The sequence below is a fragment of the Micromonospora sp. NBC_01412 genome (assembly GCF_045040215.1).
In the GTDB taxonomy this organism is placed as follows: Bacteria; Actinomycetota; Actinomycetes; order Mycobacteriales; family Micromonosporaceae; genus Micromonospora; species Micromonospora rubida.
Genome location: NZ_CP109528.1, coordinates 7,299,902 through 7,317,293, shown reverse-complemented (window position 1 = coordinate 7,317,293; position 17,392 = coordinate 7,299,902). Strand labels below are relative to the sequence as shown.

At 71.8% G+C, this 17,392-nt stretch carries 12 protein-coding genes; 10 read left to right on the top strand and 2 right to left on the bottom strand.

The annotated features are described in order from the left end of the window. The first annotated feature begins 130 nt into the window (after positions 1-130). From OG617_RS31865 to OG617_RS31855, 3 genes are all read left to right on the top strand, one after another. On the top strand, positions 131-1,993 hold the full coding sequence (locus OG617_RS31865) for a CocE/NonD family hydrolase (RefSeq protein ID WP_405096583.1): 1,863 nt from the start codon (positions 131-133) through the stop codon (positions 1,991-1,993). A gap of 113 nt (positions 1,994-2,106) precedes the next feature. After that, on the top strand, positions 2,107-2,919 hold the full coding sequence (locus OG617_RS31860) for a YdcF family protein (RefSeq protein WP_405096582.1): 813 nt from the start codon (positions 2,107-2,109) through the stop codon (positions 2,917-2,919). Positions 2,920-3,044: 125 nt separating this feature from the next. Then, entirely contained in the window at positions 3,045-3,812 is a 768-nt protein-coding gene (locus OG617_RS31855) for a glycosyltransferase family 2 protein (RefSeq protein ID WP_405096581.1), read from the top strand. Between the two features lie 91 nt (positions 3,813-3,903). Here the strand turns inward: OG617_RS31855 and OG617_RS31850 are convergent, their stop codons facing one another. Beyond that, positions 3,904-7,065, bottom strand: coding sequence for an amino acid adenylation domain-containing protein (locus OG617_RS31850; RefSeq protein ID WP_405096580.1), 3,162 nt, complete (start codon positions 7,063-7,065; stop codon positions 3,904-3,906). Between the two features lie 322 nt (positions 7,066-7,387). Between OG617_RS31850 and OG617_RS31845 the strand changes: the two genes are divergently transcribed. The 7 genes from OG617_RS31845 to OG617_RS31815 are packed head-to-tail and all read left to right on the top strand — an operon-like array spanning position 7,388 to position 15,491. After that, complete coding sequence (locus OG617_RS31845) at positions 7,388-8,203, top strand: thioesterase II family protein (RefSeq protein ID WP_405096579.1); 816 nt, start codon at positions 7,388-7,390, stop codon at positions 8,201-8,203. A gap of 3 nt (positions 8,204-8,206) precedes the next feature. Next, positions 8,207-8,944 (top strand): thioesterase II family protein, encoded by a 738-nt coding sequence (locus OG617_RS31840; RefSeq protein WP_405096578.1) that lies wholly within the window; start codon positions 8,207-8,209, stop codon positions 8,942-8,944. Beyond that, positions 8,941-10,686, top strand: coding sequence for an amino acid adenylation domain-containing protein (locus OG617_RS31835; protein WP_405096577.1), 1,746 nt, complete (start codon positions 8,941-8,943; stop codon positions 10,684-10,686). The genes OG617_RS31840 and OG617_RS31835 overlap by 4 nt, the downstream gene beginning before the upstream one ends. Then, positions 10,683-11,936 carry a cytochrome P450 gene (locus OG617_RS31830; RefSeq protein ID WP_405096576.1) on the top strand — a complete coding sequence of 418 codons (1,254 nt, stop codon included), beginning with the start codon at positions 10,683-10,685 and terminating at the stop codon, positions 11,934-11,936. The genes OG617_RS31835 and OG617_RS31830 overlap by 4 nt, the downstream gene beginning before the upstream one ends. Then, on the top strand, positions 11,933-13,480 hold the full coding sequence (locus tag OG617_RS31825; protein ID WP_405096575.1) for a condensation domain-containing protein: 1,548 nt from the start codon (positions 11,933-11,935) through the stop codon (positions 13,478-13,480). The genes OG617_RS31830 and OG617_RS31825 overlap by 4 nt, the downstream gene beginning before the upstream one ends. Continuing rightward, entirely contained in the window at positions 13,480-14,754 is a 1,275-nt protein-coding gene (locus OG617_RS31820; protein ID WP_405096574.1) for an acetyl-CoA carboxylase biotin carboxylase subunit family protein, read from the top strand. Before OG617_RS31825 ends, OG617_RS31820 begins: the two co-directional genes overlap by 1 nt. Continuing rightward, positions 14,751-15,491, top strand: a complete 741-nt coding sequence (locus OG617_RS31815) for a LuxR C-terminal-related transcriptional regulator (RefSeq protein ID WP_405096573.1) — start codon at positions 14,751-14,753, stop codon at positions 15,489-15,491. The genes OG617_RS31820 and OG617_RS31815 overlap by 4 nt, the downstream gene beginning before the upstream one ends. 89 nt (positions 15,492-15,580) lie before the next feature. On the opposite strand, the gene OG617_RS31810 is transcribed toward OG617_RS31815, so the two are convergent. Continuing rightward, positions 15,581-17,269 carry a BTAD domain-containing putative transcriptional regulator gene (locus OG617_RS31810; RefSeq protein WP_405096572.1) on the bottom strand — a complete coding sequence of 563 codons (1,689 nt, stop codon included), beginning with the start codon at positions 17,267-17,269 and terminating at the stop codon, positions 15,581-15,583. Positions 17,270-17,392 lie beyond the last annotated feature (123 nt).

The following is a 17,392-nucleotide window of genomic DNA, read 5'->3' as shown; positions in this document are numbered from 1 at the left end:
CCCGTCGGACCACGCCCGGCGAAGTTCCTACACGTGCAGGTGGTGGCGCCGGTCGCCGGCTCGTAGCGTACGCAGCCTCGGACCTCAAGGAGACTGCATGGCTACAGTGGGAACGCGCTTGCGCACAGGCGTGGCCGTACTGTCTGCGGCGGTGCTCGCCGCCCTCGGCGCGGCGCCGCAGGCGCTGGCGGCGGACGGCCCGCCGTCGATCGTCGTCCAGGACGGCGTCACCCAGCCGGTGTTCGGCTACGCCGACGCCATCCGGGAACGCCTCTTCATCGACTCCACCTTCGACAGCGACAACGACGGCCTGCGCGACATCATCGCGTTCGACCTGATGCGGCCGGCGGCCACCGCGAACGGCCTCAAGGCGCCCGTGGTGATGGACGCCAGCCCCTACTACTCGACGGTCTGCCGGGGCAACGAGTCCGAGTGCAAGGCCGACCTCGACGGCGACGGGCTGCTGGACAAGTGGCCGCTGTTCTACGACAACTACTTCGTGCCGCGCGGCTACGCGGTCATCCTGCTGGACATGGTCGGCACCAACAACTCCACCGGCTGCCCGACCACCAACGCCAACCAGGACAACCTGAGCGCCAAGCAGGCCATCAACTGGCTCAACGGCCGGGCCACCGCCCGCAACGCCGCCGGTGAGATCGTCAAGGCGGACTGGCACAACGGCAGGACGGGGATGATCGGCAAGTCGTACGACGGCTCGCTGGCCATGTCCACGGCGGTGACCGGCGTGAAGGGCCTGACCACGGTCGTGCCCATCAGCGGCCCGACCGAGTACTACGACTACGTGCGCAGCAACGGCGTCGTCACCCGGGGCAACAGCTACGTGGCGTCGCTGGCCAACACGGTCACCAACCCGGAGCGCCGGGAGTACTGCAAGCCGGTGCGCGACGCGATGGCCGCCGTCGACGGCGACGAGCACGGCGACTACACCGCCTTCTGGAACGAGCGCAGCTACGTCAAGAAGGTCCCCAACGTCACCGCCAGCGTGCTGCTCTACCACGGCCTCAACGACGACAACGTCCGGCCGGACCACTTCAGCAAGTTCTGGTACGCCCTGGCGGAGAACAACGTGCCGCGCAAGCTGTGGCTGTCCCAGGAGGGTCACGTCGACCCGTTCGACTCGCGCCGCGCGGTGTGGGTGTCGACGCTGCACCGGTGGTTCGACTTCTGGCTCCAGGGCGTCGCCAACGGCATCATGGACGAGCCGCGGGTGGACCTGGAGCGGTCCGCCGACGTGTGGGAGACCCACGCCGACTGGCCGATCCCCGGCAAGGCCGACACCGAGGTGTTCCTCCAGCCCGGCACCACCGGCGCGGGCGGTCTCGGGCTGGTGCCGACCGCGAAGCCGGCGACCGGGGCGTTCCAGGACAGCCGCACGCAGAGCCAGAACACCATGATCCTCAACCCGGACGTGGTGCAGCCCAACCGGCTGGCCTTCCTCTCCGAGCCGCTCACCGCGCCGCTGCACATCTCCGGCACCCCGACCGTGCAGCTGCGGGCCTCCGCCGACCAGACCGACACCAACCTCGGGGCGATCCTGGTCGACTACGGCACCGACGAGCGGGTCGCGCACCGGGCCTCCGGCGAGGGAATCATCACCCTGACCACGGAGGACTGCTGGGGCGAGAGCAGCCCGACGGACGACGGCTGCTACAAGCAGACGACGAAGCGGGTGGCCACGGCCGACTACGAGCTGGTGACCAAGGGCGTCATGGACGCCCAGAACCGGCAGTCGATCCGCGTCGCCGTGCCGCTGGTGCAGGGGGAGTCGTACAACTTCAGCTTCCCGCTGCTGCCGGAGGACTACGTCTTCAAGCCCGGCCACCGGATCGGCGTGATCATCGTGGCCAGCTACCCGCAGTACTCCAGCCAGGCGGACACCACCGCCGCGAACCTGCGGGTCGCGCTGAAGAGCAGCAAGGTCGTCCTGCCCGTGGTCGGCGGCACCGCCGCCGCGCACGCCGCCGGCCTCTGACCGGCTAACCGGTGGGCCGCCCGGCCCGCCACCGGGGCGGCCCGGCGATCGACCCTCCGCGGAGGACCGTCGATCGCCGGGCCGCCCCGCTTCGTCGGCGCAGATGGTTACGCTTGCCGAAGAAGCCGCCGAGGGGAGGGCACACGTCGCCGACCGCCACCGTGCTCGTGGTCTTCGGCCGCGGCGTGCTGCGTGCCGGGGACACCTGGGCGCTGACCCCGGCCAGCATCGCCCGCGTGCAGGCCGCGGTGGACTACGTCGCCGCGAACGAGGCGTCCTTCGCCCGCGCCGTCGGGCAGGGCCGGACGCCCCGGATCGTGTTCAGCGGAGGCTGGGCGGAGGCCGCCGAGGGGGCGCAGCGCCCGCCGCAGGGGTGGCGGGAGGGCGACCTGATGCTGCGCCGGGCACTCGCCGCCGGCCTCGACCGGCACGCGGAGCTGCGCGCCGAGACGCGGTCGCGCAGCACGCTGGAGAACCTCCTGCGCACCGTCGAGGACGGGCTGCTCGACGGCCATGCCTTCGGCCCGGGGCAGCCGCTGGGCATCGTCTCGCACACCTGGCACCTGCCCCGGATCAGGTATCTGGCCCGCCGGGCCCTCGGGCTGCGCGGCGGGGCGCTGCTCGACGTCCACGCCTCCGGCGGGGAGGCGCTGCCGAGGTGGTGGCGCGAGCCGGCCGCCCGGATCGCGTCCCGGCTGTGGTTCCTCGGGGCCCGCGACGCGGCGGGCCTGTTACGCCGGGAACGCCGGCTGGTGGCGTCGATGCGCGGCGTCGACCGGCTGGCGCGCCGCCGCCGGGACGGGACGGGCGGAGACCGCGCCGTGGTCCCGCCACACCCCGGTCCGGGTTCTTCCGGCGCGGGCACGGCCGGCCCCGGCCCCGGTCCGGCCGCCGGGCCGGCGAGACCGCTGCGGCGGAGCATGTGACGGACGGCCGCTGACGGGGTACAGGCTCCCGAGCCACCGGATCGACCTCGATGAGGACGACGGTCGCGGCGAGGTCGAGGAGGTCACGTGGACAGGATGGACGGTCCTTCGGGCGGACGAGCCGGGTGCGGCGCCGCCGCGGGCGTACCCGGGCGTGGCGTGGGCGGGCGGCGGTGATCGTCCTCGCCCCGGTGTACGAGCCGGGTCCCCGCCTGCCCGAGTTCGTCGCCGAGCTGCGCGACGCCGCTCCCGACGTCCACGTCGTCGTGGTGGACGACGGCAGCGGACCGGCGTCCGCCCGGGTCCTCGACGCGGCGCGTGACCTCGGCTGCACCGTTCTGCGGCACGGGACGAACCGGGGCAAGGGCGTGGCCCTGAGGACGGGGTTCCGGCACGTCGCGCGCGCGTGTCCGGGCCACGACGTGGTGTGCGCCGACGCCGACGGCCAGCACGGCGTCGCCGACGTCCTGCGCGTGGCCGGGCGCGTCGAGGAGACCGGCGTGATGGTGCTGGGCGTACGGCGGTTCGACGGCGAGGTGCCGGTGCGCAGCAGGGCCGGCAACGGCCTCACCCGGCTGCTGTTCCGCGCCGCGACCGGACGCCCCGTGCGGGACACCCAGACCGGGCTGCGGGCGTACCCGCACGGCCTGCTCGACTGGTTGCTCACGGTCCCCGGCGAGCGATTCGAGTACGAGATGAACGTCCTGCTGTATGCCGTCCGGGCCGGCAAGCCCATCGAGCAGACCACGATCGCCACCAGGTACGTGGCCGACAACGCCTCGTCGCACTTCGGGTCGTTCACCGACTCCGTGCGGATCTACCTGCCCCTGCTGCGGTTCGCCGCCTCGGCCCTGCTGGCCCCGACCGGGCTCTCCCGCCGGCCCCGCCGCTGACGGTCCGAGGCGGTCGTGGACGCGCCGCTGGCCGGGCCCCCCGTGGTCGGGGCCCGGCCAGTTGGCTGTTCGGGTGGGTCAGCTGGCGCGGTTAGGCGTCGGGCACGTCGAGCTGACTCAGCCGGGCGGCGGGGTGGGAGGTCACCTGTTCGAGTAGGCGTCCCAGGCCGCCCACGAGGCGTTCGACGGTTTCCCGGTGGAACAGGTCGACGCGGTACTCCACGGAGCCGGGCACCCCCTGCGGTTGGCCGTCCGCGTCGCGCCGTTCCGCGAACCGGTACGACAGATCGAACGCCGCGGTGTGGTTGCCGATCGGCTCCGCCTCCACGCCGAGCCCGGGTAGGGCGACGCCGGCTGGGATCGTGGGCTGGGTTCCCGTCCTGACCTGGGCCATCGGGTGCCGGCCGGGCGGGTGCACCGGGTCGAGCTGCTCGACCAGCCGTTCGAAGGGCAGATCCTGGTGCTGGTATGCGGCCAGGTCCGTGGTCCGTACCCGGACCAGCAGTTCCGCGAAGGTCGGGTCCCCGGCGGTGTCGACCCGAGTGACCAGCGTGTTGACGAAGCGTCCGACGAGCCGTTCCAGGTCGGCCTCGGCCCGACCGGGCACCGTGACCGCGAACGGCAGATCGGTGCCCGCCCCGAACCGGGTCAGCAGTGCGGCCACCGCTGCCTTGAGCACCATGCTGACGGTCGTGCCGCTGGCCCCGGCCAGTCCGGCGAGCCGGACATGCAGGTCGGCGTCGATGTCGACCGGGACCAGGTCGACGGGTGACCGAGAGTCGGCCGGCCGGGCCCGGTCGAACGGCAGCTCCAGTGCGTGCGGTATGCCGTCCAGGTATCCCTTCCAGAAGGTCAACTGCCGCGCCGCGACGCTGCCCGGGTTGTCGGCGTCGCCCAGCAGATCCCGCTGCCACAGGACGTGGTCGGCGTACTCCACGGGCAACGGCTGCCAGTGCGGCGCGCGGCCGGCGAGCCGGGCACCGTACGCCTCGGTCAGGTCGCGCAGCAGCGGATGCCATGACCACTCGTCGGCGGCGATGTGGTGCAGGACGAGCACGAGCGCCGAGCGGTCCTCGTCCACGAGGAACAGCCTGGCCCGTACGGCGGGGTCCCGCTGGAGGTCGAAGGGCTCCTGGGCGACGGTCGTGACGGAGTCGGCCAGCTTCTCCGCGCTCACGTGTTCGACGACCAGGGGCGGCTGGACCGAGGTGGCGTCGACGATCCGCGCGACAGGCGCCCCCTGGTGCTGCGGGAACAGGGTACGGAGTACGGCGTGCCGGCGTACGACATCGGTGAGCGCGGCGTCGAGCGCCGCCACGTCGACCCGACCGCTCAGGTGGAGAACGTACGCCCCGTGATCGGCTGGGGAGGTGCCGGGCGTCCGATGGCGGAACCAGAGATGTCGCTGCGCGTGCGACAGGGGCACCACGTCGCCGTCGGTACGTCGGGTCAGTGGCGGACGACCGGTCGCGGCGGTGATCTTCGCGGTGATCGCGGCGACGGTGGGCGACTCGAACAGCTCCTGGATGCTCACCTTCAGCCCGAGGACCGCTCTGATCCGCGTGACCAGGCGGACAGCGGTGAGCGAGTGTCCCCCCAGTACGAAGAAGTTGTCGTCCGGGTCCACCACGGGACGGCCGAGCACCTGGGCAAAGAGCTGACAGAGCAGTTCCTCCACCAACGACCGTGGCGCGCGACCGGTGGCGGCGGCGAGGGTCGGCTCCGGCAGGGCCGCCCGGTCGAGCTTTCCGTTGCCGGTGTGGGGCAGCGCGTCCAGCAGTACGAATGCCGCCGGCACCATGTAGCCGGGCAGGACCAGCGAGAGATCGTCGCGGAGCCGGCGCTGGTCCGGCGCGGTCCCGTCGTTGGGCACGACGTATCCGACCAGGCCCTCGTCCCCGGTCGGCAGGGTACGGACGGCCACCGCGCCGGCGCGTACCGCCGGATGCCGGACCAGCGCCGCCTCGACCTCGCCGAGCTCGATCCGGAACCCGCGGATCTTGACCTGGTCGTCGGCCCGGCCCAGGTACTCGATGTCGCCGTCCGGGCGGAGCCGGGCGAGGTCACCTGAACGGTAGCCGCGGGTTGCCCGCCCGTCGGCGTCGGTCAGCTCGACGAACCGTTGCCGGGTCAGCTCGGGCTGCGCGTGGTACCCGAGTCCGACACCCGGACCGATGACGACGATCTCGCCCACCTCGCCTGGTGGCACCGGACGGAGCTGGTCGTCGGCCAGCAGGAACGAGGAGTTGGGCAGCGGTACCCCGATGAGGCTCGCCCCCTGGTGCAGGTCGGTCTCGCGGACCCGGCGGTAGGAGGCGTGGACGGTCGTCTCGGTGATGCCGTACATGTTGATCAGCTCGACCGCCTCGTCGCCGTACTTGGCGACCCACGGCGCCAGGCCGGAGAAGCGCAGCGCCTCGCCGCCGAACACGACCCGACGCACCGACAACCTGTCGTCGTGCCGTTGCTCCTCGGCGACCAACTGGTTGAAGGCGGTCGGCGTCTGGCTGAGCACCGTCACTCCCCGGTCCCGCAGCAGCCGCCGGAACGCGGCCGGGTCCTGGACGGCGGGCTCCGGTACGACGACCACGGAACCGCCGTAGAGCAGCGCCCCCCACATCTCCCAGACAGCGAAGTCGAACGCGAAGGAGTGGAACATCGACCACACGTCGTGAGCGTCGAACGCGAAGAGGGAGTCCGTCGAGTCGAACAGGTGGAGGACGTTGCCGTGGGATATCCGTACGCCCTTGGGCTGGCCGGTCGTGCCCGAAGTGAAGATCATGTACGCGCAGGCGGAGGAGTCCACCGACGGCGGTGAGTAGCGCAGGTCCCCTGGCCGGTCGTGGTCCAGCCGGATCACCGCGATGTCCGGCGGCAGGTTGCCCACCAGGTCGCTCGTCGTGATGACCAGGGAGGGCTCGGCCACGGCGAGGATGCGTTCCAGCCGGGCCCGGGGGTTCGCCGGATCGAGCGGAATGTACGAGCAGCCCGCCTTGATCACCGCGATCGCCGCCAGGACCAGGTCGGCGGTACGGGGCAGGAAGACGCCGACGTGGGCTCCAGGGTCGACGGCCCGGGCCTGAAGTTGCGCGGCCACCGCCTCGGCGGCCTGGTCCAGCTCGGCGTACGTGAGCACTCGCCCGTCCGCGATGACGGCTGTCCGGTCGGGATGACGACGCACGGAGTGGGCGAAGCCGGCCAGCAGGGTCTCGGCCCAGCCGCCGACACCACGGCGCGATTCGGTTGGGGGCATGCTCATCCTTCACTCGCGGTGACGCAAGCACGGCGCTGACGGTGAACCCGGCCAGTTCGGCGGTGCCTGCTCGGCAGTGCCGATGCGGCACGGCCCAGGCGCGCACCAGAGAACAGAGGCCCGGCGGATTCTCAGATCATCTCGTTGATGCAGCGGCCTGTCTTCAACCGATGGTGGAGGACGTGCGCCCAGCCTCCACCATCGGTGGAGGTCCGTGGCCGGGAGGCGGCGACCGGCTCCCGCCTTCCACGCCGATTCCACAGTGGTTCCACAGCCGAGTGCTTCACTGGGCCCAGATCATTGATGAAGGAGAGTGTGCCGCATGGCGCTGGAGCCAATAACGCGTGGGCTGTGGCGGTACCGCGGCGTTGCCGGCGAGCCCAGCCGCCCTGCCACCCGTACCGTGGTGGTGGCGCCGTACGGCGGCGGCAGCGCCTACTCCGTACACGAGTTGCTGCGGCACGTGGCACCCACCGCCCACGAGACGCTCGTCCTCCAGTACCCGGGACGGGGGCCACGCATCGGTGAGCAGCCCACGGCCAGCCTGCACGATCTCGCCGACCAGCTGGCGCAGGACATCGACCAGCACACCGTCGGCAACCTGGTGCTCCTCGGGCACAGCCTGGGCGGGCTGCTCTGCTTCGAGCTGGCACACCGGCTCATCCGCTCCGGCCGCCACGTCGAACTCGTGGTGATCTCGTCGGCCCAGCCGACGGCGTTCAAGACACTGTGCGCCGACGAGATCGAGTCACGCGGCGTCGAACAGTGGGTCGCCGTCCTCCGGGAGGAGAACGCCGTCACCGAGGAGATCCTCGACGACCCGGAGATGCTGCGCCTCGCGATCCAGGCGATCCGCTCCGACACGCTGCTGGTCGCGCGGCACGTCGAGTCGCCGCAGCCCCTGCCCTGCCCGATGTTGATCGTCGGAGGCGACGCCGACCCCGACATCACTCCCGAGCACCTGCGTGGCTGGGAGGACCTGACCCTCGGGCCGGCCACCACCACCCTGCTGCCCGGTGACCACTTCTACTACCGCGACCGGGCAGCGGAGCTCGGCGATCTCATCCGCCAGCAGCTACCCCTGCTGTGCGGGACCGGCTCGGCACCGATGTGCCCGACGCAGGGCGAGCGAGGATGACACGTGAAGCGTAACCGCTGGCTGCTGCGCGACCCGTCCGACGAGTCCGTCGGCCGCATCTTCTGCTTCCCGTACTCCGGCATGGGCGCGTCGATGTTCAACCGGTGGCCCCGCTGGATCGACGGGATCGAGGTCTGCCTCGTGCAACTACCCGGTCGGGAGAACCGCGTCCGTGAGCCCCACTACCGCAGCTACGCGCAGTTGGCGGACGTACTGGCCGAACAACTCCTACCGCTGCTCGACCGACCGTTCGCCTTCTTCGGTCACTGCGCCGGCGCGTTGCCGGCGTACGAGACGGCACGCCGCCTGCCCGTCGACCGGCTGCCGCGCCCGGCCAGCCTCGTGGTCTCGGCCCAGGTCGCGCCGCACCACTGTCCGCACGATCGGTTCCTGGCCCTCACCGACGAGGAACTCCTCGACGAGCTGGCCGACCTCGCGGTGCGGCGCGGCGGGCAACCGGATCCCGCGATGCTGGCACTGGGCATGGCGGTACTGCGCGAGGACCTGGAGGCCAACCGCTACTACCGGCTCGACGAGCCGGCGCCGGTCCCGATGAACATCTCGGTGCTGCACTGGGCCGACGACCCCGAGGTGACCGAGGCCGAACTGCGGGGCTGGGAGCACTACAGCGACGACGTGCGGTTCGACGTCCTCGCGGGGGGCCACTACGAGTTCCTGAACGCACCCGAGACGCTGCTCGCCCTGCTGTCGGCGCAACTACAGGAGCGTGCCCCGCAATGATCGACGAGCTGTTCCGGCAGATCGCCTCACGGCACTCCGCCCTGACGGCGGTACGGGCCTGGGACGGCGAGTTGACCTACCACGAGCTGCACCGGCGCGTCGACCGGCTCGCTCACCGGTTGCAGCAGGCGGGCACGGCACCGGGGGCGGTGGTCGGAGTGCACCTGCCACGTTCCGCCGCGGCCGTGGTCGGCCTGCTGGCGATTCTCCGGTCCGGCGCCGCGTACGTCGCGCTCGACGACCGCTACCCGCCGGAGCGCCGCGATGCCATCCTGCGGGACGCGGCCGTCGACCTGGTCCTCACCACACCCTCCGGACTGCCGGACCTGCCGACCGGCTGCCGGGCCCTGACGGTGCCGGACGCCCTGGACGACGGGCCGGCAGCCCCGTCCGTGGTCCGGGCCGGCCCGGACCACCTCGCCTACCTCGCCTACACCTCGGGCTCCACCGGCAGGCCCAAGGGGGTGTGCGTACCGCATCGGGCCGTCGTCCGCCTGGTGGTGGAGAACGGCTTCCTGCCGGTCCGCGACGACGACGTCTTCGTCCAGTACGCGCCCCTGGCGTTCGACGCGTCCACGCTGGAGGTGTGGGGCCCGCTGCTCAACGGGGCCTGCCTCGTCATCCCGCCGCCGGGCGATCTCTCGCCGGAGGAGATCTGCGCCTACGTCGCCGCACAGCGCGCCACGGTGCTGTGGCTCACCGCCGGCCTGTTCCACCGGGCGGTCGAGGCCGGCCTCGACAACCTGCGCGGACTGCGGCACCTGCTGGCCGGCGGGGACGTCCTCTCCGTACCGCACGTGAACCGCGCCGTGGCGGCGCTGCCCGACACCGTACTGATCAACGGGTACGGGCCGACGGAGAACACCACCTTCAGCACCTGCCACCGGATGACTTCCGTGGTCACCGGCAGCACCGTCCCGATCGGCCAGCCGATCCACGGCAGCACGGCGTACGTCCTGGACGATCGGCTCGGGCCGGTGGACGACGGTCAGGTCGGCGAACTGTACGTCGGCGGGACGGGCATCGCCCACGGATACCTCGGTGACCCCGTCCTCACCGCGACCCGCTTCGTCGCCGACCCCTTCGCCGCCACCCCCGGCTCGCGCATGTATCGCACCGGCGACCTCGTCCGGCGGACCGGTGAGCAGCTCGAGTTCGTCGGTCGGCGGGACCGGCAGGTCAAGATCCGGGGCTTCCGGGTCGAGCCGGCGGAGGCGGAGGCCGTGGCGGTCGGGGCGCCGGGCGTGACCGGCGTCGCGGTCGTGGTGCAGGACGACGCGCGTGGGAGCAGGCGCCTCGCGGCCTTCTTCACGGGGACCGCATCCGTGCTGGAGCTCCGCAGACGGCTGACCGAGGTGCTGCCGTCGTACGCCGTCCCCGCCCGGGTGACCAGGCTGGACGTGTTGCCGCTGACCGCGAACGGCAAGGTCGACCGGACGGAGCTGGCTGGCCGGGAGTCCCACAGCCGGCCCGAGGTCAGCGCCGACCACCGGAAACCGGCTACGGAGCTGGAGCTGGGCATCACGCAGTTGTGGGAGGACCTCATGGGTCTCGACGGCATCGGTGCCGACGACGACTTCTTCGAACTCGGCGGCCACTCGCTCCTCGGGGTGCAGATCCTCGCGGAACTCCGGCAGGCACACGGCGTCGAGGTGTCCCCGCTGTCGTTCTATCTGGACCCGACACCGGCCGGACTGGCCCGCACCGTGCAGGCCGCCCACCAGATGCTGGAGATCCGGTGAGGATCTCCAGCGGCGTCCAACCCCTGACGACGCCGGTGGCGGACGTCGACCTGTTCGCCCCCGGCTTCTACGCCACGGGTGACCCGCACCCGGTGTGGGCCGAGATGCGGGCCCGGCATCCGCTGCACCGGCAGGAACTGCCGGACGGGCGGATCTTCCTGTCGGTCACCAGGTACCGGGACGCCTGCCGGGTGCTCAGCGACCACCGCGAGTTCACCTCGGAGCAGGGCAGCCTCCTGCAACAGTTGGGCCACGGAGACCGGGCGGCCGGACTGATGTTGGTGTCGACCGACCCACCCCGGCACACCGAGCTGCGCACCCCGCTCAACCGCGTGCTGAGCGCCAGGGCGGTGCGCGACCTCGAACCGGACGTCGTCCGGGCGGTCCGCCGGATCCTGCTGCCCGTGCTCGACCGTACGGAATGGGATCTCGCCGAGTGCGTCGCCCAGCTGCCGATGGCGGTCGCCGGGATGCTCATGGGAATTCCCGAACCGGACTGGGCCGAGCTGACTCGGTGGACCGCGATGGCCGCCGCGCCAGAGGACCCCGGGCTGTGTGTGCGTCATCCGGCCGCCACCCTGGCCATCGCCCACCACGGCCTGTTCGACTACTTCGCCAGGCAGTTGCGCGACGACGGGTGCCAGCGACGGGACGACCTGATCGGGCACCTGGCCCGCATGCTGGCCGGTGGTCGGCGGCTGACCACCGAAGAGGTCATCTACAACTGCTACAGCCTGCTGCTCGGCGCGAACGCCACCACCCCGCACGCCGTCACCGGCACCGTCCTCGCGCTGATCGAGCACCCGGCGCAGTCCGTCGCCGCACCGGAGGCACTGACCGGCCTGGTGGAGGAGGGCCTGCGGTGGACCTCGCCGGCCAACAGCTTCCTGCGCCACGCCCGGCAGGACGTGGAACTCAGCGGCGGCCTGGTCCGCCAGGGCGAGGCGGTCGCGGTCTGGGTCGGGTCGGCCAACCGGGACGGGGACGTCTTCACCGATCCCTACCGGTTCGACATCACCCGCCCCGACAATCGGCACATCGCCTTCGGATTCGGCCCGCACTACTGCCTGGGCGCACCGCTGGCGCGGATGACGCTGGCCATCTTCTTCGCCGAGTTGTTCCGGGCGTTCGAACGGATCGAGCTCAACGGCCCGGTGGAGCACCTGGCATCGAACTTCATCGCCGGCATCACCCACCTGCCCGTGCTGACCCGGCGGCGCACGGCATCCCCGAGGGAGTACGCCGAATGAGCGACACGACGCAGGCCATGGTGGAGATCTGGCGGAGGCACCTCGGTGACCAGCCGATCGGCCCGGATGACGACTTCTACGCCCTCGGCGGGGACTCGCTGATCGCCCTACGGGTCGTCGCGGACGCCAACGCGCTGGGCATTCCGGTCGAGCTGCGCGACCTGCTGTACTTTCCGACCGTCAGTGAGTTGGTGGCGGCGGTGGCCGGCCGCGACGGACCTGCCGACGGGGTGGGGGACTACCAGCCGTTCGGTCTCCTGGACCCCTACGACCGGGCGCTGATGCCGGCGGAGGTACGCGACGCCTGGCCCGCCTCGGCCCTGCAGGTGGGGCTCATCTACCTGAGCGAGGCGTCGGGCGACCCCCGTCTCTACCAGGACCTCATCGGTGTCGAGGTGACCGGGCCGTTCGACGAGGGGTTGTTCACGGGTGCGCTCGACGAGCTGTGCGGCCGGCACCAGGCCCTGCGCTCCTCCTTCGACCTGGGCGGTTTCAGCGTCCCCGCGCAACTGCTGTGGTCCTCGGTGGACCCGCCGCTGACCATCGAGTACGCCACCACGGCCGAACCGGTCGCCCGCTGGCGTGAGACGCAGCTGTCCCAGGCCATCGACTGGGGCCGCCCACCGGTCCTCCGTTGCCACGTGGTGGCACTCGAGGGCTGCTTCCACGTCACCCTCACACTCCACCACGCCATCCTCGACGGCTGGAGCTACGCGCGGCTCTGCTACGAGCTTCTCGCGCTGTACGATGCGAAGCTCACCGGCCGGCCGGCGGACCTGCCGTTGCCACCGGCCTCCGGTCAACGGGAGTTCCTCCGGCTGGAACGGGAGGCCATCGACAACCGGGAGGCCGCCGACTTCTGGCACGCCGAGGCGGACGTGCCCGGGCTGCTGCTCGACCGTGGGCGGTTCGGCGGCGCGGCCGACCCACGGGAGATGCTCACCTTCGAGGTCGGGGAGACCCTGCTGGAGGGCCTCAGAGCGGCGGCCGGCACCATCGGCGTCCCCCTGAAGAGTCTGGTTCTCGGCTGTCACGTCCGGGCCCTGAGCACCTGGACCGGTCGGGACCGTGACGTGGTGACCGGGTTGACGGTCAACGGGCGGCCGGAGACCGCAGGCGCGGACCTCCTCGTCGGACTGTTCCTCAACACCGTTCCCATCCGGGTGCCGGTGGTGCCCGAGGACCAGGTGGAACTGTGTCGCAGCGCCCTCGCCGCCGAGCAGCGGGGGATGCGTCACCGCCGGTATCCGCTGGCCGTGATCGAGCAACGACTGGGCCGGCCACCGTTCGACACGGCGTTCAACTTCACCCACTTCCACGTGTACGACCAGCTGGAGCAGTTGACCGCGATCAGGCCCGGCGCGTGGTGGGCCTTCGACAAGGCCAGCTTCCCGCTCATGGTCGACTTCATGATCAACTCGCGTGACCTGGGCACCGCCGTCGCGGTGGCCTACGATCCCGACCTGTTCGACAAGGCGCAGGTGACGACGTACCTGGAGTTGTACCGTAGCGCGCTGTACGCGGCGGCGGGGATGCCCGACTGATGGCCGGCCCGCTGGTTGTCGTGTACGACCGCGGCGCCGCGTCGGCCGCGGAGATCGCCGTCGGACTGGGGGCGCTCGGCCCGGTGGCGTTCCTGGTCAACCCGAGCGGGTACACCGACCGGACCGGGGAGGTGCTGCGCCGGCTGGGGGACGTCGTACCGTTGACCGGCGACCGCGAGGCGGATCTGGCGGCGGTGCGCCGGCTCACCCCGGCGGCGGTCCTGACCTTCTCCGAGCCGATGCTGCCGGTCACCGCGTGGCTGGCCGACGCGCTCGGCCTGCCGTTCCACCCGATCGCCACGACCGGGCTGCTGACCAGCAAGGTGCGGCAACGTGAGCGACTGCGCCTGCGCGGCGTCGACGACGTACGCAGCCGCCCGATCTCCTCGATTGACGAGTGGGCCGCCGCCCGGGACTACGTCGGCCTGCCCGCCGTGGTCAAGCCCGTCTACGGCCAGGGCAGCCGGAACACGTACGTGATCCCTGACGACGCGGTGGCGCACCGGGTGCTCGCCCCGCTCCTGCCGGCCGGCCGGGTGTCCACCGTGGTGGTCGAAGAGCTCCTCGTGGGCCGGTCGGGCGGACCGTACGGTGACTACGTGTCGGTGGAGAGCTACCACGGGCCGCAGGGGCTGCGGCATCTCGCCGTCACCGGGAAACTCCCGCTGGTGCCGCCCTTCCGGGAGACGGGGCAGTTCTGGCCGGCGGCGGTGACCGACGTCGAGCGAAAGGAGATCCTCGATCTCGCCACGCGTGCCCTCACCGCGTTCGACCTGGGCCCCGGTCTGACCCACACCGAGATCAAGCTGACCGAGCGCGGGCCACGGATCATCGAGGTGAACGGTCGCCTGGGCGGCCACATCGCCGCCCTGGCCCGGCACTGTGCCGGCTTCGACGTGGTCCGTCTCGCCGGGCAGCTGGCACTCGGCCAACCGGTGACCGTGCCCCCGATCGACCAGCCGGACCGGGTTCACTTCCAGTACCACACGTTGGCTCCGGTCGAGCCCTGTGAACTCCTCTCGATCACCGGCGCGGCCGACGTCCGCCAGGTCGACGGCATCGACGGCTTCCGGGCGTACGCACGGGTGGGCGACGTGCTCGACGCCGACGTGATGACCCGGCATCTCGACCTGCTCTGGGGGCGCTGTGACCGGCCTGCCGACCTGGCCGCGCTCATCGGTGCGGCGCAGCGTCGGATCTGTTACGAGTTCCGGTTCCGCGACGGCATCCGGCGACTGAGCGCAGCCGACCTGCATCGGGAGGTGTCGACATGACGGTGGTCCAGGATGCGACGCGCCAGTTCCGGTCGCGATCGAGGTCCGACGGTGGCGGGACCCGCACCAGGACGCGCACCCGGGTCCTGGTCGCGGACCACGATCCGCTCTGGCGTCACCTGCTGCACGACGTGCTGAACGGCGACAGCCAGCTCGACGTCGTGGCGGAGGTGGACAGCCGCCGACCGTTGGCGGACTGGCCGCTGCGACGCGTCGACGTGGCCGTCCTCGGAGCCAGCCACGGGGAACCGATGGTCGGTGCGATCCGACAGCTGACCGCCCGGCGGATCAGGGTCGTTCTCCTGTGCCTGGACTGGTCCCGGCGCAGTCTCGACGCCGCGGTGTCGGCCGGCGCCGCCGGCTGCCTGGTGAAGGAGACCGATCTCAGCGGCGTGGCCGGCAGCGTGCAGGCGGTTGCCGGCAGGAACCGGGTGTTCTCCACGGCCCTGCTGAACTTCTACGTCGACCCGGCCGGGGCGAACCGGCGGTCCCAGGACGCGGTGCGGAAACTGACCGCCCGGGAACGCGAGGTGCTCTGCCGCCTCGGCGAGGGACTCACCACCGCCGAGGCGGCGGAACTCTGTGGGGTCTCGAGCGCCACCGTCAAGAGCCACGTCTCGCACGCCCTGGCCAAGCTCGGCGCCCGTAACCGCCTGGAGGCGGTCCTCATGGTGCGTGACGCTCTGGGCGCCCCGGCGCCGGCGGCGTACTGGGCCCCGGATGCCGCCGCGGGCTGACCGCGTGGGGCCGGCCGTGACCGTGGGTGGGTCGGCCGGCCCGCCGGCAGGTCGGCGTGTCCGGTGGGAAGCTGGGCTGAGCGGACCTGTCACCGGGTGGACGTGAACTCCGTTTCGATGTTCGGGGCCAGTTGCCGGAGGAGCCTCGCCGCACCGTCGCTGAGCATCCGGTACGACGCCGAGAGGGTGCCGGCCACGTCGACCGTGGGCAGGGCGTCGAGTGGGGTCTCGGGCACCCGCAGTTCGGCGGCCAACTGCTCCAGCCGCAGCCCCGGAAAGTTGGCCGCCTGTGCGGCGGTCACCGCGAGGGTCAGTGGGTTGCCGTCGCAGTAGTCGACGAGCTCGGTCACCGCCGCCGGCTCGGCGGCGGTCCGATCGACGCCCAGTCGCCGTTCGAGCAGCTCCCGCGCCTCGGCATCGGACAGCGGGCCGAGGGGGAGCGACAGCGCGGCCCCGGTCGCCACCAGGCTCGTGAGGCTGCTCCGACTGGTCACGATGACGGGGCAACCCGCCGCCGCGGGCAGCAACGGCCGGACCTGGTGGGCGTCCGCGACGTTGTCGAACACGATCAGCAGCCGACGGTCGACGAGCAGGCTGCGGTACAGCGCCAACTGGCCGTCCACACTGACGGGCAGGCGTTCCGGCGGCACCCCGAGGGCCAGCAGCACGGTCCGGATGACCTCCGGAACGGACAGCGGTGGGCAGACGGCGTCGAAACCGCGCAGGTCGACGTAGAGTTGCCCACCCGGCAGGTGGTCGGCCAGCCGATGCGCCAGGTGGACGGCGAAGGTGCTCTTGCCGATACCCGCCGGACCGCTGAGGACGAGCGTCTTCGGGCGCCCGCCCGTGCCGCCCAACAGTCGGGTGCCGGTCTCCAGCTCCGCGGTGCGGCCGACGAAGATCGACGGTGCCGGTGGCAGAAGCCGCGGCACCGACGGGCGCGCCCTGACGGAAACCGTACGTCGCAGGATCCTCCGCTGGAGGTCATGAAGGTCGGGTGCGTCGAGGCCACGGCACGCCAACAGGGTCAGCCCCTCCCGGCAGACCTCAGCCGCCTCGTCCACCCGCTGGTCGGCATAGAGCGCCAGCGCCAGCAGGCGCCGCACCTTCTCGTTGTACGGGTCGACGGCGATCATGCCGGCGAGTTCGACCGTGGCCTCCAGGTAACTGCCGATCTCGACCAGCGCCTCGGCGCGGATCTGCATCGCGGAACGGCGCAGCGCGTCCAGACGGTTGATCTCGGCCGTGGCGCCCCACCAGTGGGCGATGTCCGCGAAGGCGGTGCCCCGCCACAGCGCCAGCCCGTCCCGGAGCAGCTTCGCCGCCTGCCGCGCCTCGGCGGTACCGCCGGTCCGCAGCAGCCGGCTGCCCTCCACCACCGCGCTCTCGAAGACCTGTGCGTCGATGCTGTCCCGCGCCAGCTCCAGCAGGTAGCCCCGGCTGGCCGGCGTGCCCACGGTCCGCACCGTGGCCACCGGGCCGTCCTGGCCGGGCGGGAGTCCGAACTTCTGGCGCAGGTGTGAGACGTGGCTGCGGAGAGTCGTCTCGGCTGCCGCGGAGGCGGACTTTCCCCACAGCAGGTCGACGAGCTGGCCCGCGTCGGCCGGTCGGCCGGCGTGGAGTACCAGTGCAGAGAGGAGACCGGAGACCTTCGGCCCGAGTTGCACGGTGTGATCGAGGTGCTCGAGGCGCAACGGCCCGAGGACGGAGATCCTCGTCGTTGCCGACCCGGACTGGCGGGCGGGTGTGGGCCTTTCCTGACTGAGGTCCGTGTTCATGGAGACATCAGGATCCAACGACGGGTCGCGTGCGTCGCCTCGTCGGACGAGCAGGCGCAGACGAGCGAACAGACCATTTCCGCCCTCACAATCGGTGGCTGTGCGGCTCTGGTTTCCCCTGCG

Excerpts from the sequence above, each read along its gene's own strand:
- OG617_RS31850 (WP_405096580.1), bottom strand. The coding sequence starts at position 7,065 with ATGCCCCCAACCGAATCGCGCCGTGGTGTCGGCGGCTGGGCCGAGACC.
- OG617_RS31825 (WP_405096575.1), top strand. The coding sequence starts at position 11,933 with ATGAGCGACACGACGCAGGCCATGGTGGAGATCTGGCGGAGGCACCTC.
- OG617_RS31810 (WP_405096572.1), bottom strand. The coding sequence starts at position 17,269 with ATGAACACGGACCTCAGTCAGGAAAGGCCCACACCCGCCCGCCAGTCC.
- OG617_RS31815 (WP_405096573.1), top strand. The coding sequence starts at position 14,751 with ATGACGGTGGTCCAGGATGCGACGCGCCAGTTCCGGTCGCGATCGAGG.
- OG617_RS31835 (WP_405096577.1), top strand. The coding sequence starts at position 8,941 with ATGATCGACGAGCTGTTCCGGCAGATCGCCTCACGGCACTCCGCCCTG.
- OG617_RS31820 (WP_405096574.1), top strand. The coding sequence starts at position 13,480 with ATGGCCGGCCCGCTGGTTGTCGTGTACGACCGCGGCGCCGCGTCGGCC.
- OG617_RS31845 (WP_405096579.1), top strand. The coding sequence starts at position 7,388 with ATGGCGCTGGAGCCAATAACGCGTGGGCTGTGGCGGTACCGCGGCGTT.